This is a genomic window from Pseudarthrobacter sp. LMD1-1-1.1 (assembly GCF_040676255.1).
Classification (GTDB): domain Bacteria; phylum Actinomycetota; class Actinomycetes; order Actinomycetales; family Micrococcaceae; genus Arthrobacter.
Genome location: NZ_JBEGHP010000022.1, coordinates 50,382 through 71,388, shown reverse-complemented (window position 1 = coordinate 71,388; position 21,007 = coordinate 50,382). Strand labels below are relative to the sequence as shown.

At 67.3% G+C, this 21,007-nt stretch carries 16 protein-coding genes; 7 read left to right on the top strand and 9 right to left on the bottom strand.

The genetic code is table 11. The features are described 5' to 3' along the window. Positions 1-20: 20 nt before the first annotated feature. On the bottom strand, positions 21-2,693 hold the full coding sequence (pepN, locus tag MRBLMD1_RS10910) for an aminopeptidase N (protein ID WP_364399438.1): 2,673 nt from the start codon (positions 2,691-2,693) through the stop codon (positions 21-23). Between the two features lie 33 nt (positions 2,694-2,726). Beyond that, the gene (locus tag MRBLMD1_RS10905) at positions 2,727-3,785 is read right to left on the bottom strand and encodes a YeiH family protein (protein WP_364399436.1); all 1,059 of its coding nucleotides are present in this window, start codon (positions 3,783-3,785) and stop codon (positions 2,727-2,729) included. Positions 3,786-3,898: 113 nt separating this feature from the next. Between MRBLMD1_RS10905 and MRBLMD1_RS10900 the strand changes: the two genes are divergently transcribed. From MRBLMD1_RS10900 to MRBLMD1_RS10890, 3 genes are all read left to right on the top strand, one after another. Next, positions 3,899-5,455, top strand: coding sequence for a circularly permuted type 2 ATP-grasp protein (locus tag MRBLMD1_RS10900; RefSeq protein WP_159632017.1), 1,557 nt, complete (start codon positions 3,899-3,901; stop codon positions 5,453-5,455). Between the two features lie 75 nt (positions 5,456-5,530). After that, entirely contained in the window at positions 5,531-6,457 is a 927-nt protein-coding gene (locus tag MRBLMD1_RS10895) for an alpha-E domain-containing protein (RefSeq protein ID WP_141160461.1), read from the top strand. Then, entirely contained in the window at positions 6,454-7,305 is an 852-nt protein-coding gene (locus MRBLMD1_RS10890; RefSeq protein WP_364399433.1) for a transglutaminase family protein, read from the top strand. Before MRBLMD1_RS10895 ends, MRBLMD1_RS10890 begins: the two co-directional genes overlap by 4 nt. A gap of 46 nt (positions 7,306-7,351) precedes the next feature. Here the strand turns inward: MRBLMD1_RS10890 and MRBLMD1_RS10885 are convergent, their stop codons facing one another. From MRBLMD1_RS10885 to glgC, 3 genes are all read right to left on the bottom strand, one after another. Beyond that, entirely contained in the window at positions 7,352-7,819 is a 468-nt protein-coding gene (locus MRBLMD1_RS10885) for a pyridoxamine 5'-phosphate oxidase family protein (RefSeq protein WP_201302423.1), read from the bottom strand. Positions 7,820-7,837: 18 nt separating this feature from the next. Then, a complete protein-coding gene (locus MRBLMD1_RS10880) occupies positions 7,838-9,289 on the bottom strand; it encodes an SDR family NAD(P)-dependent oxidoreductase (RefSeq protein ID WP_364399431.1) in 1,452 nt (483 codons plus the stop codon). 89 nt (positions 9,290-9,378) lie between these two features. Then, on the bottom strand, positions 9,379-10,788 hold the full coding sequence (gene glgC / locus MRBLMD1_RS10875; protein WP_159632014.1) for a glucose-1-phosphate adenylyltransferase: 1,410 nt from the start codon (positions 10,786-10,788) through the stop codon (positions 9,379-9,381). 102 nt (positions 10,789-10,890) lie between these two features. Between glgC and glgA the strand changes: the two genes are divergently transcribed. Then, positions 10,891-12,096, top strand: a complete 1,206-nt coding sequence (gene glgA / locus MRBLMD1_RS10870) for a glycogen synthase (protein WP_159632013.1) — start codon at positions 10,891-10,893, stop codon at positions 12,094-12,096. 91 nt (positions 12,097-12,187) lie between these two features. On the opposite strand, the gene MRBLMD1_RS10865 is transcribed toward glgA, so the two are convergent. Both MRBLMD1_RS10865 and MRBLMD1_RS10860 read right to left on the bottom strand, forming a co-directional pair. After that, positions 12,188-14,299 (bottom strand): acyl-CoA dehydrogenase, encoded by a 2,112-nt coding sequence (locus tag MRBLMD1_RS10865; RefSeq protein ID WP_364399428.1) that lies wholly within the window; start codon positions 14,297-14,299, stop codon positions 12,188-12,190. Between the two features lies 1 nt (position 14,300). Next, positions 14,301-15,029 (bottom strand): TetR/AcrR family transcriptional regulator, encoded by a 729-nt coding sequence (locus MRBLMD1_RS10860; RefSeq protein ID WP_224026075.1) that lies wholly within the window; start codon positions 15,027-15,029, stop codon positions 14,301-14,303. Between the two features lie 61 nt (positions 15,030-15,090). On the opposite strand from MRBLMD1_RS10860, the gene MRBLMD1_RS10855 reads away from it, so the two are divergent. The 3 genes from MRBLMD1_RS10855 to MRBLMD1_RS10845 are packed head-to-tail and all read left to right on the top strand — an operon-like array spanning position 15,091 to position 18,700. Continuing rightward, positions 15,091-16,443 carry an acetyl-CoA C-acetyltransferase gene (locus MRBLMD1_RS10855; RefSeq protein ID WP_364399425.1) on the top strand — a complete coding sequence of 451 codons (1,353 nt, stop codon included), beginning with the start codon at positions 15,091-15,093 and terminating at the stop codon, positions 16,441-16,443. An 8-nt stretch (positions 16,444-16,451) separates the two neighbouring features. After that, entirely contained in the window at positions 16,452-17,792 is a 1,341-nt protein-coding gene (locus MRBLMD1_RS10850; protein WP_224026077.1) for a 3-oxoacyl-ACP reductase, read from the top strand. Then, on the top strand, positions 17,789-18,700 hold the full coding sequence (locus tag MRBLMD1_RS10845) for a MaoC family dehydratase (protein WP_364399423.1): 912 nt from the start codon (positions 17,789-17,791) through the stop codon (positions 18,698-18,700). Before MRBLMD1_RS10850 ends, MRBLMD1_RS10845 begins: the two co-directional genes overlap by 4 nt. On the opposite strand, the gene MRBLMD1_RS10840 is transcribed toward MRBLMD1_RS10845, so the two are convergent. Together MRBLMD1_RS10840 and MRBLMD1_RS10835 are read right to left on the bottom strand one after the other, a co-directional pair. Then, complete coding sequence (locus tag MRBLMD1_RS10840) at positions 18,701-19,801, bottom strand: FUSC family protein (RefSeq protein ID WP_159632008.1); 1,101 nt, start codon at positions 19,799-19,801, stop codon at positions 18,701-18,703. 93 nt (positions 19,802-19,894) lie between these two features. Continuing rightward, a complete protein-coding gene (locus tag MRBLMD1_RS10835; RefSeq protein WP_364399420.1) occupies positions 19,895-21,004 on the bottom strand; it encodes a serine hydrolase domain-containing protein in 1,110 nt (369 codons plus the stop codon). Positions 21,005-21,007 lie beyond the last annotated feature (3 nt).

Here is a 21,007-nt window from a genome sequence, read left to right as displayed (position 1 = left end):
TTGGGCGGGCAAAACGACGATTACGGAGCAATCGATGAAGGTCCGACGGCGGCCTGTGCCGTGAGCGCGCGCAGCAGGTGGCTGCGCTGCTCCACGATGATCCGGCGCAGTGCGTGCGGGGCGTCCGGGTTGGCGTCCAGCCAGGCATCGGTCCGCCGGACGACGGGGTGGTCTTTGGGCTCCCCGCCGTCCGGGAGGTCCTGGGCTGCCGGGTAGAAGCCCCGGACAATCCGGCTGGCGATCTCGATGCTCCGCGCGTCCCACACAGCGCGCAGGCAGTCGAAGTAGGGCTCCACGTAGGTTTCCAGCAGCGCCGGCGGCGCGGTAGTGAAGCCGCTGATGGTGGCGGTCAGAAGCTGGTTGGACAGCCCGGTCCCGTGGACGGCCGCATCCCAGGCGGCAGCCTTGACGTCGCGGTCGGGACGGGACGCCATGGCTGTTGCATGCCCCGCCCGGCCGGAGGCGGTGGTGTCCCGGGCAAGCTCGGCGTCAAGCTCGGCTGCGGAGGCCTGGCCATTGGCTGCCAAGGCATGCCAGAGGTGCCAGCGGAGCTCGGCGTCCACCGCCAGCCCCTCGACGGCGTACGTTCCGTCCAGCAGGCCACGGAGCCGGGGGAGCAGGTCACCGTCCTGCCTGCTAAGTGTGCCAAGGGTGCGGGCCCAGGCGAGCTGCTGGTCCGAACCCGGGGCGGCCCGGTCCAGTTCTGCGGCGGCAGCTGCCAGGAAGGATGCGCGCACCCTGCCCCGGGTGGCGGCGGGCGTGTAGCGTTCGACGGCGGTGGTGGCGTTGTCGAGGACGTTCAGGAGTACGCCGATGCCCGTCTCAGCCGGGGCAAAGGCCGTCACGGCGTCCACGTACCTGGACGCGGGGCTTTCGCCGTCCCGCGCCGAGTTCCACAGCGCCGTCCAGCACAGGGCCCGGGCCATGGGATCGGTGATGCGGTCCAGCGATGCACGTACGGCAGCTTCGGACACCGGATCCAGCCGTACCTTGGCGTAGGTTAGGTCGTCGTCGTTGACCAGCAGGAGCGCGGGCCGCGGCTGGCCGGCAAGCTGGGGGAGTTCAGTCCGGGCACCGGTCACGTCGGTTTCGATGGTTCCGGTCCGCACCAGGGCCCCGCCGGCGTCGAAGTCGTAGGAACCGACGCGGAGGCGGTGCGGACGCAGCTCTTCCCGTCCGGTGACCGGGTCCACCGCCTCCTGGACGATCGCCACCTTTCCCAGCACGCCGTCGTCGCCCGTTACTGCTCCCGCCACGGCCGGTTCCTTGGACGAACCGTCCACGGCAGAAATATCCAGGGACAGCATCGAGATGCCGGACGTCTGCAGCCACTGCCGGGCCCAGCCGGACAAATCCCGGCCGGAGGCGGCATCCAGGGCCGCCAGGAGGTCGGCCAGCGACGTGTTCCCATAGGCGTGCTTGCGGAAGTACTCCCGGGAACCGGCGATGAACGCGTCGAACCCCACGTAGGCCACCAGCTGCTTGAGGGCCGAGGCGCCCTTGGCGTAGGTGATGCCGTCGAAGTTCTGCTTGGCCGCTTCAAGGTCGGGGATGTCAGCCACGATGGGATGGGTGGTGGGGAGCTGGTCCTGCACGTAGGCCCAGGCCTTGCGTTTGTTGGCGAAGTTGACCCAGGCGGTATCCCAGTCCGATGCCCGGTCCACGCCGAGGGTTCCCATGTAATCGGCGAAGGACTCCTTGAGCCAGAGGTCGTCCCACCACTGCATGGTCACCAGGTCGCCGAACCACATGTGCGCCATCTCGTGCATCAGGGTGTTGGCGCGCGCCTGGTACTGCGCGTCCGTGGCGCGGGAGGTGAACACGTAGCTCTCGGTGAACGTCACCAGCCCCGGGTTCTCCATGGCGCCCAGGTTGTACTCGGGCACGAACGCCTGGTCGTACTTGCCCCACGGGTAGGGGTAGTCGAAGAGGCGGTTGAAGAAGTCCAGGCCCTTCTTGGTGAGGGCAAAGAGCTCTTCCGTGTCGAAGGAGCCTGCCATGGATGCCCGGCAGTAGAGGGCGAGCGGGACGTCCAGGCGCGTGCCGTCGTCGAGCGTTGCCTGCCAGCGGTCCTCAGCCCTGAAGTAGGGCCCTGCCAGGATGCTGGTGATGTAGGTGGACATCGGCAGGGTGGTGGCGAAGTCCCAGCAGGCGGTGGCAGGATCGCTGGTCAGCAGGGTGCGGTTCACCTCTGCGCCGTTCGAGGCCACCTTCCATTCCGCCGGAGCCATCACGTGGAAGGTGTAGGTTGCCTTCAGGTCGGGCTGTTCGAAGTTGGCGAAGACCCGGCGCGCGTCAGCCGGCTCGTACTGGGTGTACAGGTAGGTCTGCCCGTCGGCGGGGTCAACGAACCGGTGCATGCCCTCGCCGGAGCGGCTATACAGCGCCGTACCGATCACGGTCACCTGGTTTTCGGCCCCGAGGTTGTCCAGCCTGATCCGTGCGCCGTCCACCACGTCCCCAACTGGCAGGCTCTTGCCGTTGAGGATCACGCTGTGGACGTTGCCGCCGATGAAGTCCAGGAAGGTGCTGGAGCCGGGTTCTGCGGTGAAGGTGATGACACTGCGGCTGGTGTAGCCGGGAACCGCCGGATCTGCTGCCTGCCGCACATCGAGCGAGACGTCGTAGCTGGTGGTGCTGATCAGGGCTGAACGTTCGGAGGCTTCGCTGCGCTGCAGATTCTCATGTGACACCCGGCTATCTAATCACGCGGCCGGTGCGTCCGCTCAGCCCGCGATCAGGAAGGCGGCCGCCAGGCCCAGCACGGCAATCAGGAGCCAGGATGCCAGCGCCGCCAGGAGCGCCTGCCCGCCTGTATGGAGCAGTGTTCTGATCCTGACGGCCGAGCCCAGCCCGAACAGGGCAGCCCCCAGGAGGATGTCCTGCAGCGTGGCGCCGGTATCCAGCCAGGCCGGGGCCAGCCAGCCGGTGGAGCGCAGGGCCACCATGGCCACGAAGCCCAGCACGAACAGGGGCACCACGGGCGGCATTTTGGACGCGGTGCCGTTGGCGGCGCCCAGGGCGCGCGCTCCGTTCCTGTGGTGCGCGCCGGCGGCGGCAACAACGGGCGCCAGCAGCAGCACCCGGGTGAGCTTGACGACGACGGCGATCGCCAGGGCAGCGGTCCCGGCGGTTTGCGCCGTGGCCACCACCTGGCCCACGTCGTGCACGGACGCGCCGGTCCAGGCACCGAACACCGGGGCCGTGAGGCCCAGGGGGTGCGCGAGGAGGGGCAGGACGCCGATGGCGAGCGTTCCGCAGAGCGTTACCAAGGCCACCGGCAGGACAGTTTCGGCGTGCCGGATGCGGCGGACGGCGGCCATGGCGCCGATGGCCGACGCGCCGCAGATGGAGAACCCGGTGGCCACCAGGAGCGAGGTCACCGGCGGGAGGCGGAACAGCCGCGAGATTGCATAGGTGCCGCCGAAGCTGGCCGCGACGACGCCCACGATCAGGACCAGGGCCGGCCACCCGAGGTTGAGGACATCCATGACGCTGACTTTCAGGCCCAGCACCACGATCCCGCCGCGCATCAGATGCTTGCCCGCGAAGTCGAGCCCTGCACGGGCCCGGCCGCCGGTCCAGCTGCCGGCCCCGGGCAGGTTGGCGGCCAGGACGCCCAGCACCACGGCCATGGTCATCGCAGGCAATGCCGGCAGGAGCCCGTGCACCAGGAAGGCCCCTGCCACGGCGGCCACCGCCGTCAACAGGCCCGGAACCAGCCGCGCCACATTGGCCCGGAAACTGCCGTGGCCCGGCACGGGGAGGCTTCTGCTGCTTGGCACTCACCTACTGTGCCCGAAGAGGCCAGTAAAGTACGAACCGGGCTGCCGGCGACAACACGCCAGAATGGATGGCAGTAATGAACTCGAAACAAAAAGATGGTTGGCTATTGGACATGTCAGACCTATTCCAGGATTACTCCGAGGCCGCGGGCCGCACCGGAGCCTACGACGAGATGTTTGCCCCCGGGCAACAGGCCAGGGACTCGTACGGGCAGGTGGCGGAGGCGCTCCGGAAGCTCTCCCTGGCGGATGTGAGCGCACGCGCCGACTCCATGGCCCGCACCTTCCTGGACCGCGGGGTGACGTTCGACTACGCGGGCGAGGAACGGCCCTTCCCCCTCGACATCGTGCCCCGTGTCATCCCCGCAGCTGAGTGGGATGTCCTGGAACGCGGCGTGGCGCAGCGCGTCCGCGCCCTGGAAGCGTTCCTGAACGACGTCTACGACAAGATGACCGTGGTCTCCGACGGCGTGATTCCCCGCCAGCTCGTGACCACCAGCGCCCACTTCCACCGGCAGGTCCACGGCTTTGAACCCGCGGGCGGGGTGCGGGTCCACATCTCCGGCATCGACGTCGTCCGCGACGCCGCCGGCACCTTCCGGGTCCTGGAGGACAACGTCCGCGTCCCCTCCGGCGTCAGCTACGTGCTGGAAAACCGGCGCGCCATGGCGAAGGGCCTGCCTGAGGCATTCGGCCAGCAGCTCATCCGGCCCGTGGAAGAGTACCCGCGGCGGCTGCTCTCGGCCCTGCGCAAAACCGCGCCCGCCGGCGTGGACGATCCCACCGTCGTCGTCCTGACCCCCGGCGTGTTCAACAGCGCCTACTTCGAGCACACCCTGCTGGCCGGCCTCATGGGCGTGGAACTGGTGGAGGGCCGCGACCTCATCTGCCGTGGAAACCGCGTGTACATGCGCACCACGGCCGGCGAGCAGCGCGTGGACGTCATCTACAAGCGGATCGACGACGACTTCCTGGACCCGCTGCAGTTCCGGTCCGACTCGATGCTTGGCTGCCCCGGGCTGGTCAACGCCGCCCGTGCCGGCGGTGTCACCATCGCCAACGCGGTGGGCAATGGCGTGGCAGACGACAAACTGGTTTACAGTTACGTGCCTGACCTGATCCGCTACTACCTCAGCGAGGAGCCCATTATCGCCAACGTGGACACCTTCCGCCTTGAGGAGAAGGAGGCCCGGGAGTACACCCTGGACAACCTGGCGGAACTGGTGGTCAAGCCGGTGGACGGCTCCGGCGGCAAGGGCCTGGTCATTGGCCCGGATGCCTCCAGGGACGAACTGGACGCCCTCCGCCAGCGGATCATCTCCGATCCGCGCGGCTGGATCGCCCAGCCGGTGCTGCAGCTCTCCACGGTTCCCACCCTGGGTGGTGACAAGTTCGGTCCGCGCCACGTGGACCTGCGGCCCTTCGCCGTGAACGACGGCGACGACGTCTGGGTGCTCCCGGGCGGCCTGACCCGCGTTGCGCTGAAGGAAGGGTCCCTGATTGTGAACTCCAGCCAGGGCGGCGGATCCAAGGACACCTGGGTCCTTGCCGACTCACCCCAGATGCCGGTGGAGACCGTTCCACGCCAGTCCGTCACGGTCCGGGAACGCGTCTCGGTGTGGCCGGTGGAAAGCAACTGGCGCGACCGCCAGTCGGAGCAGCAGCAGTGAGCCCGGCACGTGAAGACGTCGCCGCCGTCGCACCTCTCTTTGACAACGTTCCGGGCGCGCAGGAGGTAGCCGCGAATGCTTAGCCGTATTGCCGAGTCCCTTTTTTGGATCGGCCGCTATGTGGAGCGGGCGGACGGTACCGCCCGCATTCTGGATGTCCACCTGGAACGCCTCAACCACCTCCCCATGGAGGAGCGGAAGAGCGTGGCGCAGGAACTCCTGGCCGTCATGGGCGCCAAGCCGCAGAGCGAGGATTTCGGGCTTCCGGAACTGCTTCACGCCCTGGCCTATGACAAGACCAGCGCCACGTCCATCGCCGGTTCCCTGGGTGCCGCACGCGAGAACGCCCGCCGTGCCCGCGAGACTGTGTCCTCCGGGCTGTGGGAAAGCCTGAACACCACCTACTACGGGCTGAGCCAGCACCGCAAGGACGTGGTGGGCACCTACCGGTTCTGCAACTGGACCCTGGAGCGCACCGCCATGGTCAGCGGCCTTGCCGACACCACCGTGAGCCATGACGAGAGCTGGCTCTTCCTGGTCCTGGGCCGCTCGCTGGAACGTGCCGACATGACGGCCCGGATGCTCTCCACCAGGGACGTCCTCTCCGCAGGCATGTCCTGGGTGAACATGCTCCGGTGCGCCGGCGCGTATGAATCCTTCCTCCGCACCCGCCGCGCTGCGTTCGGAGACCAGCACGCTGCAGAGTTCCTGCTCCTGGACCGGCTGTTCCCGCGGTCCATCGTCTATGCCCTGCGGGACGCGGATGAGTGCCTGGCAAAACTCGACCCGTCCGCCCAGCGCGTGGGTTTCATCAACGATGCCCGCCGCATCGTGGGCCAGGCCCGGACCTTCCTCGAGTTCCACCGCACGGACGACCTCATGTCCGAACTGCCGGAGCACATGGAGCGGGTGCAGAAGGCGGTGTCCCAGGCCTCGGACGCCATTTCCCGTAAGTACTTCAATCAGGCGGACGAACTTGCCTGGGTGGGAGAAGTGTCATGACCCGGTTGAGCATCGTCCACAGGACGGCCTACAAGTACAACAAGCGGGTAACACTGTCCTACAACGAGGCACGGATGACCCCGCTGACGGATTCACAGCAGGTGGTCCTGGAGTCCGTGGTGAAGGTCTCCCCGTCGCAGGCGGCAGTGAGCACCTACCGCGACTACTGGGGGACCAAGGTCACGGCCTTTGACATGCAGATGCCGCACGAAAACCTTGAGGTGGTCTCCAACATCACCGTCGAGGTGCACCGGGCGGAGAAGATCCCCGCGGAGGCAGACATCGTGGGCTGGGATGAACTGGCATCGCCGGAGACGCTTGATGCGTTCAGCGACTGGCTGCCGCAGTCCCGGCTGAGCGGTCCGGGCGACGAGGTCCTGGGCATCATCCCCGGCGTCGTGGCAGGGAAGAATCCGCACGAGGCTGCCATGGCGGTCTTCGCCTGGATGCGCGGGGAGATGACCTACATGTCCGGGTCCACTGCCGTCACCACCAACGCGGAGGAAGCCTGGGGCCAGCGCAAGGGGGTGTGCCAGGACCTGGCGCACCTGGCCATCGGTGCACTGCGCAGCTGCGGCATTCCGGCGCGCTATGTCTCCGGCTACCTGCACCCGCGCTCCAGCGCCGGAATCGGGGAGACGGTGGCCGGGCAGTCGCACGCGTGGCTTGAATGGTGGGACGGGGACTGGCGCAGCTGGGACCCCACCAACCACAAACCGGCCGGTGACTTCCATGTCACGGTGGCCAGGGGCCGCGACTACCGGGATGTGCCCCCGCTGAAGGGCATCCTGTCCGGCGGCGGCGGCTCCGCCCTAAAAGTCAGCGTGGAGATCACCCAGCTCGCCTGACGCGCCAGGTTCCCCGGCCTCCGTGGCCGGGGAACCCGCCGTCGGCCTATTCCTGGGACGCTTTGGCGGAGCCGCTGATCTGGGTCCACCAGGTCATGGGGTCCGTGACCTTGAAGCGGCGGCCCGTGACGCTGTCCGGGGTGATGCGCACGAACGCGTCCTTCCGTCCCGCCTGCCAGGGGAAGAGGTACAGCCGGGAAGTCTCCAGCACTTCCTCAGTGCTCTTGACCAGGGCAGCGGTGCCCTTGATGACCACGCTCCACGCCAGGCCCGTGTCAGGGTCCACGCCGTCGGCCTCCACCGCCACGGGGGCGTCACCGGAGGCCGCCGACAGCTTGGTTCCCTGGCTGGTGCGGAAGACCAGTGTGCCGCCGTCCACGGTGAAGTTGACCGGGAAGATGTCCGGCCGGCCCTCTACGAGGACCGCCAGCCTGCCCACGGACACCGTCCGCAGCAACGCCCAGCATTCGTGGTGTTCGAGATTCTGCACTTGGGTGGATGACTCGTTGCTCATGCCGTGAGCATACCCGCATCACCAGGGGCTGGGCTTGTAATCCTTCAGGAAGACGCCGTACTGGTCCTCGCCCTTTTCACCCATGACGATCGGATCGTAGACCCGCGCCGCACCGTCCACCAGGTCGAGGGGCGCGTGGAAGCCTTCCTCCATGAGCCGGACCTTGGTGAAGTGCGGGCGCTCGTCCGTGATCCAGCCGGTATCCACGGCAGTCATCAGGATGCCGTCGGTATCCAGCATCTCCTGGGCGCTGGTGCGGGTCATCATGTTCAGCGCCGCCTTGGCCATGTTGGTGTGCGGGTGCCCGGGGCCCTTGTAGGCGCGGGAGAACTGCCCCTCCATCGCGGAAACGTTCACGATGTATTTGCGCCGCGCCGTGGACCGCTTCATGGCGCCACGGAGCCGGCTGACCAGCAGGAACGGTGCGGTGACGTTGCAGAGCTGGACCTCAAGCATTTCCAGGGGATCCACCTCATCCACCACCTGCGTCCAGCTGTTGATGCTGGCAAGGTCCGGGACCAGGCCGCCCGCGTCAATCGCGGTTCCGGAGGCGATGCGCTCCAGCGACGCAGACCCGGTGGACAGCGCCAGAGAGGTGATCGCATCGCCGGCCAGGACCGGGTGTTCGGTGACGCTGCCGGCAAGGGCCAAGGGGTGCTTGTCATGGGCATGGCCAAACGTCAGGAGCTCAGGGCCGCCGTTGGCCTGCTCCAGGGCCGCCGGAAGCGGCTCGTCCTCTGCGTCCACCAGCGGCTTGTAGGCGTTGCCGGACCGGCGCACGGTCTGGGCCGCGTTGTTGATGATGATGTCCAGCGGGCCGGCCTGGTCGAGTGAGTCAGTCAGGGCCATGACCTGGGCGGGATCACGCAGGTCGATCCCCACGATGCGGAGCCGGTGCAGCCAGTCCCCGCTGTCTTCCATCGCCGCGAAGCGCCGGGCAGCGTCCTTGGGGAAGCGGGTGGTGATGGTGGTGTGGGCTCCGTCGCGCAGCAGCCGGAGTGCGATGTACATCCCGATCTTGGCCCGCCCTCCGGTCAGCAGGGCCCGGCGGCCGGTGAGGTCGGTCCGGGCGTCACGCTTGCTGTGGCTGAAGGCCGCGCATTCCGGGCACAGCTGGTGATAGAAGGCATCCACCTGGGTGTAGTGCTGCTTGCAGATGTAGCAGGGGCGGGACCGGAGGAGGTGTCCGGCGATCTTTCCGGTGGCGGACGGTGCCAGCTTGTTGCCGCGGGTCTCGTCATCGATCCGGTCAGGGGCGGCGGTGGCGGTCTGGGCAATCACTGCGCGGTCAGCCTTGGCGATGGAATCACGCTTCGTGACCCTGCGGTGGCGCTTGACGGCCTTGAACATCTTCCCCGTGGCGCGGCGCACCGCGACATAGTCCGGGTGCTCCTCGTCGTAGGCATGGATGGTGTTCAGGACCTTGAGGCAGGCCTGGATGTCCTCAGGGGTCAGATCGGGGGAGCTCATTAGGAAAATTTTACAGCGTACGCCGCAGGCCGGGGCACCATGGGTGGCGCCCCGGCCTGCGGGTGGTGTGGGGTATGGCTACCTGCGGATCACCGCAGCCGGGCGGCCGGTGCGGCCTCAGCCGCGGCGGCGGCATGCGTGCCGGCCACCTTGTCCGCAGCCTCGCGGACGCCGGCGTACTGCTCCGCAGCAGCCTTGATGGCGTTCGGCAGGACGCTCAGGTGGCTGGCGGCGAGCTTGCGTTCCTCCTCGCCCGGTTCCGGGACTTCCTGGCCCTTGGCCAGGACGGTGATGCCGGACTCGGTGACCTTGAACCCGCGCGCCCTGTCCAGGTCAGGGTCCAGGCCGATGGCCGCACCGGCAGGGACCTTGACGTTCTTGTCCAGGATGGCGCGGTTGATGACTGCCCCTTCACCCACCTGCACCTTGTCCATCAGGACAGAATCGATGACCCGGCCGCTCGTGGCGACGTAGACGTCGTTGGACAGGACCGAGCCCTCCACCACGCCGCCGGAGATCACCACGCCGTTGGCCACGATGGAGTCCAGCGCCGTGCCGACGGTGTTGTTCTTGCCGCGGACGAACTTGGCCGGCGGGGAAATGCTCTGCCGGGTGTAGATGGGCCACTCGGAGTTGTAGAGGTTGAAGACCGGCAGCGGGGAGATGAGGTCCATGTGGGCGTCGTAGAACGAGTCGATGGTGCCCACGTCGCGCCAATAGGTGCGGTCGCGCTCGGTGGAGCCCGGAATGTCGTTGAGCGTGAAGTCGTAGACGCCGGCCTCGCCCCTGTTGACGAAGTAGGGGATGATGTCCCCGCCCATGTCGTGCTTGGTGTCCAGGCGCTCGGCATCCACATGCAGCGCAGCAACCAACGCATCGGCGTCGAAAACATAATTGCCCATGGAGGCCAGGAACTGGGAGGGGTCGGCAGCGAGCCCGGGCGTGCTGGAGGGCTTTTCCACGAACGCGGCGATCTTCTGGGAGTCGTTCTGGTCCACTTCGATCACGCCGAACTGGTCGGCCATGTGCAGCGGCTGCCGGACGGCCGCCACGGTGGCCTTGGCGCCGCTCCGGACGTGCTGGTCCACCATCTGGGCGAAGTCCATGCGGTACACGTGGTCCGCGCCCACCACGACGACGATGTCGGGGTTGGCGTCATGGATCAGGTTCAGGGACTGGTAGATGGCGTTGGCGCTGCCCAGGAACCAGCTCTTGCCGACGCGCTGTTGTGCGGGGACGGAGGCGACGTAGTTGCCGAGCTGGGTGGACATCCGCCATGCTTCGGAAATATGCCGGTCGAGGCTATGGGATTTGTATTGGGTGAGGACCACAATCTGCAGGTAACGCGAATTCACAAGGTTGGAAATCGCAAAATCGATCAGGCGGTAACTGCCGGCGAAGGGCACGGCGGGCTTGGCCCGGTCTGCCGTCAGTGGCATCAGTCTGTTTCCCTCGCCACCTGCGAGGACAATGGCCAGGACTTTTTTGGTCAACGGCATAATGGTCGCTCCTGTACGCCTTCGTAACTCCCCAAGACAGTCCGGTAGGCCCGGACTCCTTCACACTAGAACAGTTATCCGTGAACGACTACCTTGGGTCTTGTGCGAATAGACATTGTGACTAAAGAGTTCCCGCCGGAGATCTACGGTGGCGCCGGGGTGCATGTGGCCGAATTGAGCAGGGTGCTTAGTAAGCACGTTGACCTGCAGGTTCGCGCTTTCGGTGCTCCCCGCGATGCTGACTACCACGGAGCAACCGTGACCTCCTACCAGGTTCCCGAGGATCTGGGCGGGGCCAATGCCGCGGTGCAGACCCTGGGTGTGGACCTGCGCATTGTGCCGGATGTCCAGGGCGCCGACCTGGTCCATTCGCATACCTGGTACGCCAATATGGCCGGCCACCTGGCCTCCCTGCTGCACGGAATTCCGCACGTTCTCAGTGCCCACAGCCTCGAGCCGCTGCGGCCCTGGAAGGCCGAGCAGCTGGGCGGCGGCTACGCGCTCTCCTCCTGGGTGGAGAAGACGGCCTACGAGGCCGCGGCGGCGATCATCGCCGTGTCCGAGGGCATGCGCCAGGACATCCTGCGCAGCTACCCCAACGTTGACCCGGACAAGGTCCGCGTGGTCCACAACGGCATCGACGTGGAGCTGTGGCAGCGTGATGAAAACGACGACGCCGTCCGCGCCCTGGGCATCGACCCCGCCAAACCGAGCGTCGTCTTTGTGGGAAGAAACACACGCCAAAAGGGCGTTCCCTACCTCCTGCGGGCGGCAGCGAAACTTCCTGCTGACGTCCAGTTGGTCCTGTGCCTGGGCGCTGCGGACACCCCGGAACTGGCGGCCGAAACCGCCGCGCTCATCGAGGAACTGCAGAAGCAGCGCACGGGCGTGGTGCTGATTGAACGGATGCTGCCGCGCCACGAGCTGATCCAGGTCCTCAGCCACGCCACGGCCTTCGCCTGCCCGTCCATCTATGAGCCGCTTGGCATCGTCAACCTGGAAGCCATGGCCTGCGGCGCCGCGGTGGTGGCCAGTGCCACCGGCGGCATCCCCGAGGTGGTCCAGCACGGTGAAACCGGCCTGCTGGTGGACCTGGAACAGGTCACCGATGGCACCGGGACGCCCCTGGACCCGGAGAAGTTTGTCGCGGAGTTCGCAGCCGCCCTCACCGAAGTGGTGTCCGATCCCGCACGCGCCCGGGCCATGGGGAAGGCAGGCCGCGAGCGCGCCGAAAAGCACTTCTCGTGGGAATCAATCACGGAAACCACCCTTGAGGTGTACCGCTCGGTGCTCCCTGCCGGAGCCTGAGCGTCCCGGCGGTACAAACAACGACGGCGGCGCTCCCCCTGGTGGGGGAGCGCCGCCGTCGTTGTTTACCCGGTTGGTGATTTCAGCCGGGTTAGGCCTTGCGGCCCGCCGTCCTGGCGATCAGGACTTTCTCGTCCACCGGCGCCTGCCCGCTGGCCCGCTGGCTGCGGAAGTGCGCACGCGCCTCGTCCTGGCGGCTCTTTTCGGCGCCCGTGGCGATGGCCGTCCGGACGTGTTCCTCGCCGTACCCGAAGGCCTCCACCAGGTCCAGGGCGTGCGGGCGGATCTTCTCCAGCAACCTGTTGATGTAGCCGCCCACCGTGCGGGCCCGCTGCATGGAGAGGCGGCCGTTCATGAGGTACCAGGAAAGATTCTTCTCGATCAGGGACAGGCCGAAGAGGTCACGCAGCCAGGTAAGGACCGTCCCGGTTCCCGAATCTTCCACCTCCCGAAGGGCTTCCGTGAACGCCTCCCACTGCAGCAGTTCAGCGTGCGCCTGGGCGGCGTCGATGAGTTCATTCTGGTGTCGGTTGAACAGGGCCGCGCCCTTGTCCTGCGACAGGCGCTTGCTGCCCTTCAAAGCAGCACCGGCCTCAGCCACCATGGTCTGGACCCGGTCCGTGAGCAGGGCGCGCTGGCCTTCCTCGTCGCGGAGGGCGATTGCAGCCTTCTGGACCGACCCCGTGTCCGCCATGAACTGCGCCACCTGGCGCAGGCCGGTGCGGTGCACAGCGGCGCCCGCGGCCTGGTTCACCACATAACGGGCGAGCACTCCGAAGTCCACGTTCCTGAACTCCTTGGCGTAGTCGGCCAGCAGGCGCTTGGCCACCAACTGGAGCAGCACGGTGTTGTCTCCCTCGAAGGTGACGTACACGTCGAGGTCGGCGCGCAACGAGGCGAACCGGTTTTCGATCAGGAATCCGGCACCGCCGCAGGCTTCACGGCACTCCTGCAGGGTGTCCAGGGCGTGCCAGGTACTGAGGGGCTTCAGCGCCGCGGCGAGCGTTTCCAGGTCCTGGCGGTCCGCGTCGGTGTCGTGGGCGCCGGAGAAGACGTCGTCGAACTTCTGCAGCAGCTGCTCATGCGCAAAGCTGGCCGCGTAGGTGCTGGCCAGGCGGGTGAACAGGCGCCGCTGGTGCCGCTGGTAGTCGAGCAGGACTTCTTCCTCGGTGTGCGAGGACGCGTTGAACTGGCGGCGTTCGGTGGCGTACTGGATGGCGGCTTTCAGTGCCACCTTGGAGGCGGCCACGGCTGCGCCGTCCAGCGACACGCGGCCCTGGACCAGGGTGCCCAGCATCGTGAAGAAGCGCCGGCCGGGGCTGGCGATGGGCGATGTGTAGGTTCCGTCCGCGTCGACGTTGCCGTACCGGTTCAGGAGGTTGGTCCGGGGGACGCGGACGTTGTCGAAGTGCAGCCGGCCGTTGTCGATGCCGTTCAGGCCGCCCTTGACGCCGTCGTCCTCCCCGCCGATGCCGGGCAGGAACTCCTTGGTCTCCGGATCCCGCAGGTCCACGTAGAAGGCGTGGACGCCGTGGTTGACACCGCGGGTGACCAGCTGGGCGAAGACGACCGCGCCGAGCCCGTCATTGGCCGCGTTGCCGATGTAGTCCTTCCAGGCGGCGCGGAACGGCGTGTGGATGATGAACTCTTCGGAGGCGGGCTCGTAGGTTGCAGTGGTGGCAATGCTTGCCACATCCGAGCCGTGGCCGGTCTCGGTCATGGCGAAGCAGCCGGGGATTTCCAGGCTCATGATTCCGGGCAGCCACTTGGTGTGGTGTTCTGCGGTCCCCAGGTGCATCACGGCGGATCCGAAAAGTCCCCACTGGACCCCCGCCTTGATCTGCAGGGACGGGTCTGCCACCACCAGCTCCTCGAAGCCGGCGATGTTGCCGCCGTGGTCGTCGGAGCCGCCGAGCTCCGACGGGAAGGCGCGGTGCACGGCTTCATTGTCCACGAGGTACTTGAGTTGGCCGAATACGCGGGCACGGTGTTCGGTGTGCGTCAGGCCTTCGATCTTGTGCAGTTCGGGCCTGGCGGCCAGATCCCGTGCCTGCAGGCGGACATCGGCCCACTTGCCCAGGAGTTGCCGGCCCAATGCCTCGACGTCGACGGCGGGCTCGGGGCTGTCGTCCAGGGGCTTGGCTGCAGGGGTTGCGGCGGGGCGGAGCCCCTTGCGCGCGGGGCGGTCCACTACGTCAGTCATGTCACAGTCCTTCTTTGGCGGATAACTTGGTGGTCGGTGAAGCGGGGGTGAGTTCGGGGACGATGCCCACGCACAGCCATGCCGTGATCTGGCGGGCCATGGTCTCCTGGTCTGGTTTGGCAGGGGAGTCCGGGGTGCTTAGCCATTGTTCGCCGGCATTCCGGACCAGGCCGATTGCCGCCTTTGGCCAATAGCCGATGACGGTTTCCCTGACATCGCCGAGGTGTGACCGCATGGGGGTGGCGATCATGTCCGCGATGGCGTCGAAAAAGGGGCCCAGCGGTCCGCCGGGCGCGGCGGGGTGCGCGGGGGCGGCGGTATCACCTGGCGCGTAGCTGGTGACAAAGGTGTAGACGTTGGGGCTGGTATCGGCCATCTGGAGGTAGGCCGAAACCATGGCGAGCAGGCCCTCCCGGGGCGTGAGGGCGCTTTGGGCGGCCTCCTGGATGCGGTGCTGCATCTGGCTGAGCACCACCTCGCCCACCGCCTGCTGCAGCCCTGCCTTGTCCCCGAAGTAACGGTAGAAGACCGACTTCGACGTTCCGGCCGCTGTGGCGATGTCCTCCATGGAAGCGTCGCTGCCCAGGACGTGCACCGCGCGGCGGGCCTGCTTGATAAGTTCCCTGCGCCTTTCCTCCCGGTGGCTCTGCCAGCGGGATGAACGCCCGTCGGAGCTCGCCGGCGTGGGCAGTTCGATGGTCAGGGGGGAGTGCGTGTCCTGAAGGTTCACGATACCCAGCGTATCAGGTACGCTGGGTATCGGTAACCACTTGTGACCAGAGGAGCCCTCCATGTCCACAGAAGGACAGTCCATCCCCGCAGGCGGATCAGCCACGCCTGCCGTCCCTGCAACCCGCAGGGCGGTGATCGTCGGCGGCAACAGGATCCCGTTCGCCCGGGCCGGGGGAGCGTACGCCAAATCCTCCAACCAGGACATGCTGACGGCGGCCCTCGATGGCCTGATCGCCCGCTTCGGCCTCCAGGACGAACGCATTGGCCAGGTGGCGGCGGGCGCGGTACTCAAGCACTCGCGTGACTTCAACCTCACCCGCGAAGCCGTTTTGGGATCGGCGCTCTCTGCCGAAACTCCCGTGTACGACCTCCAGCAGGCGTGCGCCACAGGCCTTGAAACCGTGGTTGGCCTGGCCAACAAGATCAAGCTTGGACAGATTGATTCCGCCATTGCCGGCGGCGTCGACTCCGCGTCCGATGCGCCCGTGGTGGTCAGCGAAGGGCTCCGCGAGGTCGTCCTGGACCTTCACCGGGCCAAAACCCTTCCCCAGCGGCTCCAGATCCTCAGCCGGCTCCGACCCAAGGACCTGGCCCCTTTGGCCCCGGGCACAGGGGAGCCGCGGACCGGCCTGTCCATGGGCGAGCACCAGGCCCTGACCACTGCACAGTGGAAGATCTCCCGGGAAGCGCAGGACGAGCTGGCATTGAACAGCCACCACAACCTTGCTGCCGCCTACGACTCCGGGTTCTTCGACGACCTGATGACCCCCTACCGGGGACTGACGCGCGACGGGAACCTGCGGGCCGACACTTCACTGGAGAAGCTCGCCTCGCTGAAGCCGGTCTTCGGCCGCAACCTTGGCGCAGACGCCACCATGACAGCGGGGAACTCCACTCCTCTGACCGACGGTGCTTCCACGGTGCTGCTGGCCTCCGACGAATGGGCTGATGCCCGCGACCTGCCCAAGCTGGCAGCCGTGGTGGACGCCGAAGCTGCCGCGGTTGATTTTGTCCACGGCAAGGACGGGCTTCTCATGGCTCCCGTGTTCGCCGTGCCCAGGCTCCTCGCCCGGCAAAACCTGACGCTGGCCGACTTCGATTACTTCGAGATCCATGAAGCCTTTGCCGCCACCGTCCTCAGTACCCTTGCAGCATGGGAGGACGACGAGTTCGGACGCACCCGCCTCGGCCTTGAGGGTGCGTTGGGCAGCATCGACCGTTCCCGCCTCAACGTCAACGGGTCTTCGCTGGCAGCAGGCCACCCCTTTGCTGCCACCGGTGGCCGCATCGTAGGCACCCTGGCCAAGATGCTCCACGCCAAGGCTGCTTCCACGGGGCGGCCGGCGCGGGGCCTGGTGTCCGTATGCGCGGCCGGCGGCCAGGGCGTCGTCGCGATCCTGGAATCCCTGTAGGAGGCGGCATGGCGGACACGTACACACAACTGGTCAACAGCGGCCTGGGCCGCAACGTGGCAAAGAAGCTCGGCCTCCCGCAACCGGCGGTCCTTCGCCGTTACCAGCCCGGGCAGCCACTGGTGACCGGACCCGTCGTCGTCCTCGGTGATACTCCGGGGGCGGACAAGCTCGCTGCAGAACTGCTGTCCTGGGACCTCGACGTCCGGCGGCACGCCGTGCCGGCCGAAAAGCTGGGTGCCATCATCCTGGTCCTTGATGAGCTCGCTCATCCGGCAGACCTGGAGAAGCCCGTCCTGGCGGCGGCAGGGTCCCTCCGGGACCTGCGGGCCGGCGGCCGGGTCATCACCTTGTCCCGCCCGGCGTCGGAAGCCTCCTCGCCCGAAACCGCGGCAGCGCGGCAGGGGGTGGATGGCTTTCTGCGGTCCCTGGCCAAGGAACTGCGGGCAGGTGCAACAGGCAACGGCGTCGTCCTTTCTGGCGGTACCACCGCCACCAGCCCCAGTGCCCTGGGCGCCTTAAGGTTCTTCCTCTCCGGCCGGTCAGCGTTCGTTGACGGACAGTTCCTCACCGTGTCAACGGAGGACGGCAGTCTTCCCACAGACCCGGAGCAGCCGCTGGCAGGCAAAGTGGCAGTTGTCACCGGCGCGGCCCGCGGCATCGGTGCCCAGATCGCCAGGACGCTGCACCGCGACGGTGCCACCTTGATCCTGGTGGACATTCCTGCGGCGGGGGACCAGCTGGCCGCGGTGGCAAACGCGGTGCGCGGCACCGCGCTGCAGCTCGACATCACCGGCGCGGATGCGGGCCAGCGGATCATCGACCATGCCGTGCAGCGGCACGGGCGGCTGGACATCGTGGTGCATAACGCCGGCGTCACGCGGGACAAACTCCTGGCCAACATGGACCAGGCACGGTGGAACGCGGTGATCAACATCAACATTGCCGCCCAGCTCCGCATCAATGAGGCCCTGCTGGCCTCCGCACACTTCCGGTCGGCACCGCGTATTGTTTCGGTTGCTTCCACCAGCGGCATCGCCGGAAACCGGGGACAAACCAATTACGCGGCGTCCAAGGCAGGAGTGATGGGAATGGTGCGTGCCACCGCCCCCCTGCTCGCGTCCCACGGCGGCACCATCAATGCCGTGGCTCCCGGATTCATCGAAACCGAGATGACGGCGCGCATCCCCTTTGCCGTCCGCGAGGTGGCACGGCGGCTGAACTCCCTGCAGCAGGGGGGCCTGCCGTCCGATGTCGCGGAGACCATCGCGTTCCTGGCCAGCGAAGCCGCCGGCGGGATCAACGGGGAGGTGCTGCGGGTGTGCGGGCAGAACCTGGTGGGGGCATGACGGTCCAGCAACCGGTGGTCCTGGCCGAAATGCCGTCATTGTCCAAGCTTTACGTCAATGCCGCCGCGCAGGCGGCACGGCGCAGGCTCCTGGGCACGCACGACTCGTCAGTCCTTCCGGCGGAGAGCCATGAAGTCAGGGGCGTCACGGTGGGGGTCGAGAACCTTACCGCGTATCAGCACCTGATCGGCGAAACGGCCAGTGACGTCCTCCCTGCCGGCTTCATCCACGCGACCGCGTTCCCGTTGGCCATGAGCGTCATGAACAGGGACGACTTCCCGCTGCCCCTGCTGGGGATGATCCACCTGCGCAACAGTGTTGAGCAAAGATCACCGCTGGTGTTCACCGATGTCCTTGACATAACCGCCCGGGTGGAAAACCTCCGCGGCCACCGTGCTGGGACACAGGTGGACGTCGTGGCGGAAGTGCGGCGTGCCGGCTCCAGCGATGTGCATTGGTGCGGGGTTTCCACGTACCTGGCCAAGGGAGTGTTCCTGCCGGGGATCGACAAGCCCACCGCCACCGCGCCCAAGGCGGATTTCACGGCACCTAACCCAACGGCCCTGTGGCACCTGGGCGTGGACACCGGCCGTGCGTATGCAGCGGTCTCGGGGGACTTCAACCCCATCCACCTGAGTGTGCTCTCGGCCAAAGCCCTGGGCATGCGGCGGTCGATAGCGCACGGCATGTACCTGGCGTCCCGGGCGCTCGCGGACGCTGGCCCCGCCCGGGGCGACTCGTTCAGGTGGGACGTGGAGTTCGAGGCCCCGGTCTTCCTGCCCTCCCGGGTCGCCCTGGAGATCGCGACGGAACAGGGCGGGGCCGGAGCATGGAAGCGCTCCAGCTTTGTCGCCTGGAGTCCGCGGTCGGGGCGGCGCCACTTCAGCGGGACAGTTTCGGCCCTGTAATCACGGCCGGGGAGCTTGGGCTTCGTCTCCGGGACGCGGGCGGCCGGCCTGGTCCTGGGGACGGACCGCCCGGAGGATCCGGTGGAGGCTGAGGAGGACCGATTCTGACGCAGGGACCGTTCCCTGGTCTGCCGGCCTGCGGGCGGTGGCAGCCATACAGGCTTCCACCGCCGCCTTGGCGGCGTCATAGCGGTCCCTCCGGCCCTGCTCGTTGCCGTCGGTATCCGTGGACACCAGTTGTCCGGTTGCGGTGATGGCGTCGGCCAGGGGCTCGTTGTCCTGCAACGGGATGGCATACGGCACGTCGTCTTCCCAGATCACGTCAGACAGCACATCCGTCATGTCCTGGATATGGAACGTGACCCGCTCCAGGTCCTGCAGGTCGCGAAAGTCCTGGTCCATGTCACGCGGGTGCAGCTTCCGGCGGGGGTTGGCCCTGCGGCTGGCATCGGCTTCCTTGACCAGGTGGCGCACCGATCTCGCCGCCTCTGCCAGTTCGTCCGACCTGCGCGACCAGTCTTCGTGCTCTGGGGGCCACTTTTCCTTCAGGGCGGCGCCCATATCCAGCAACTGCTTGCCCAGGGCGACCCTGAGGTCGGCCAGGCTCGACGCCGCTGCGTTGAGGTGCAGGGGTGGGAAAATCAGGAAGTTCACCGCAATGCCCACCGCCACTCCGGCTGCCATCTGCACGAGGTATCCGTAGGAGAAATCTTCGGCGTTACTGCCGCCGACCAGCAGAACCAGCAGGGCCGCCGTCGGAATCCAGTCACTGCCTGAACCGATGCCCGGCAAGCCGCCCAGCAGGACTCCCACCCCCATGAACACGGCGACCGTCAGGGGCGAGGGCGCACCGATGCTCACCAGGACGAAGGCAAGGCCGATTCCCATCGCCAGCCCCGCCAGGGCCTGCGCCCCCTGCTTCACGGACCCGGCGACATTGTGATACATCGCCACCAGGGCGCCGAGCGGCGCGTAGTACGCGTAGTGCGAGGCGGCGCCCGGCATAAGGGGTGCGATGGCGAACGCCAGCCCTGCGGCTATGGCCGCTTTCCCGGCCAGTTGCAGCCGCTGCGCCGCGAAGGCAGCAGAAAGCCCCGCCACTGATTGTCTAAGAAGTTGGGTCCCCCGAGCCCACCGTGCATCCGGCCGTGCCTGAGTATTGCCCATCCGGACAACAGTAGGGCCGGGGGTGCGTCAGGACAAACCGGCTGCTGAACGCCGTACCGCAGCGGCCAGGCGGTGGGCACGGCCCGGAGTGCGCCCCTCTTCCGCGCGCCGGGGGATGTAACCGAAGCCCAGGCCATAGGACGGATCCGCAAAACCAAGGGCCGCGTTGGCCCCCTCGTGGCCGAAGGCACGGTGGCTCCCGAAGTTCCGCGAGGGGTGGGGCTTCATGAAGACGACCGCGAAGGCATTGTCCAGGCCGGAGGACCGGTCCAGGCCCCACACCTGCTCCCGGGTCATTGCCGCGACGGTCCCCGCTGTGAGGAACGGCTCACTGCCCTCCACGCCGGTGGTCGCTGCCGCATACAACCGCGCCAGCCCGTCGGCGGACCCTACCCCGCCCGCCGCGGACATGCCCGCGGCGCGCACCGAGCGGATGTTGGGCAGCTCCATGATGGTGCTGACCGGGGCGTTGCCGTTCATGCCATCGAGGCTGAGCGGGTCGACCCACGCCTCCGACGGGTCTGCTTCATAGAGGACATCCCGGTATCTGGCGTCCTGGTCCTCCGGCAGCCCCAGGAAGAAATCCACGTCCTGCGGCTTCCGGATTCTTTGGTCATAGATGTCCTGCAGGGCCTCACCCGTAGTCCGCCGGCACAGTTCCTCCATGAGGATGCCGATGGTGAGCGCGTGGTAGCCGAACTGGCGGCCGGGCTCCCAGGAGGGAGCGGCATCCGCGAGTCGGGCGGCAGCCCTGGACGTGGTGAACTCGTCCAAGCCAAAGCCGCCCTCGACACCCAGCAGCCCCGCTTGGTGCGACAGCGCCTCCCTGACCAGGAGCCTGTCCTTTCCGTGCGCGGCAAACTCGGGCCAGTAATGCGCCACGGTCTGGTCCAGGTCAAGGGCGCCGTCCTGGACCAGCAGGGCGATGACCAGTGCGGCGACGCCCTTGGAGCAGGAGTAGGCGCCGGTCAACGTATCCGGTGCCATGTCCGGGCCCCCGGTCAGGCGTACCACCGGCACCCCGTTCCGGTAGGCGGCCAGCTGCGCGCTGTAGCGGGAGTCCTCCGCGAGAAAGGACTCAAACAGTGCCAGGACGCCCTCGTACCCCGGCGCCACGAAACCCAGAGAAGTCTGCATGCC

Excerpts from the sequence above, each read along its gene's own strand:
- MRBLMD1_RS10900 (WP_159632017.1), top strand. The coding sequence starts at position 3,899 with ATGTCAGACCTATTCCAGGATTACTCCGAGGCCGCGGGCCGCACCGGA.
- MRBLMD1_RS10895 (WP_141160461.1), top strand. The coding sequence starts at position 5,531 with ATGCTTAGCCGTATTGCCGAGTCCCTTTTTTGGATCGGCCGCTATGTG.
- MRBLMD1_RS10890 (WP_364399433.1), top strand. The coding sequence starts at position 6,454 with ATGACCCGGTTGAGCATCGTCCACAGGACGGCCTACAAGTACAACAAG.
- MRBLMD1_RS10885 (WP_201302423.1), bottom strand. The coding sequence starts at position 7,819 with ATGAGCAACGAGTCATCCACCCAAGTGCAGAATCTCGAACACCACGAA.
- MRBLMD1_RS10880 (WP_364399431.1), bottom strand. The coding sequence starts at position 9,289 with ATGAGCTCCCCCGATCTGACCCCTGAGGACATCCAGGCCTGCCTCAAG.
- glgC (WP_159632014.1), bottom strand. The coding sequence starts at position 10,788 with ATGCCGTTGACCAAAAAAGTCCTGGCCATTGTCCTCGCAGGTGGCGAG.
- MRBLMD1_RS10865 (WP_364399428.1), bottom strand. The coding sequence starts at position 14,299 with ATGACTGACGTAGTGGACCGCCCCGCGCGCAAGGGGCTCCGCCCCGCC.
- MRBLMD1_RS10855 (WP_364399425.1), top strand. The coding sequence starts at position 15,091 with ATGTCCACAGAAGGACAGTCCATCCCCGCAGGCGGATCAGCCACGCCT.
- MRBLMD1_RS10850 (WP_224026077.1), top strand. The coding sequence starts at position 16,452 with ATGGCGGACACGTACACACAACTGGTCAACAGCGGCCTGGGCCGCAAC.
- MRBLMD1_RS10845 (WP_364399423.1), top strand. The coding sequence starts at position 17,789 with ATGACGGTCCAGCAACCGGTGGTCCTGGCCGAAATGCCGTCATTGTCC.
- MRBLMD1_RS10835 (WP_364399420.1), bottom strand. The coding sequence starts at position 21,004 with ATGCAGACTTCTCTGGGTTTCGTGGCGCCGGGGTACGAGGGCGTCCTG.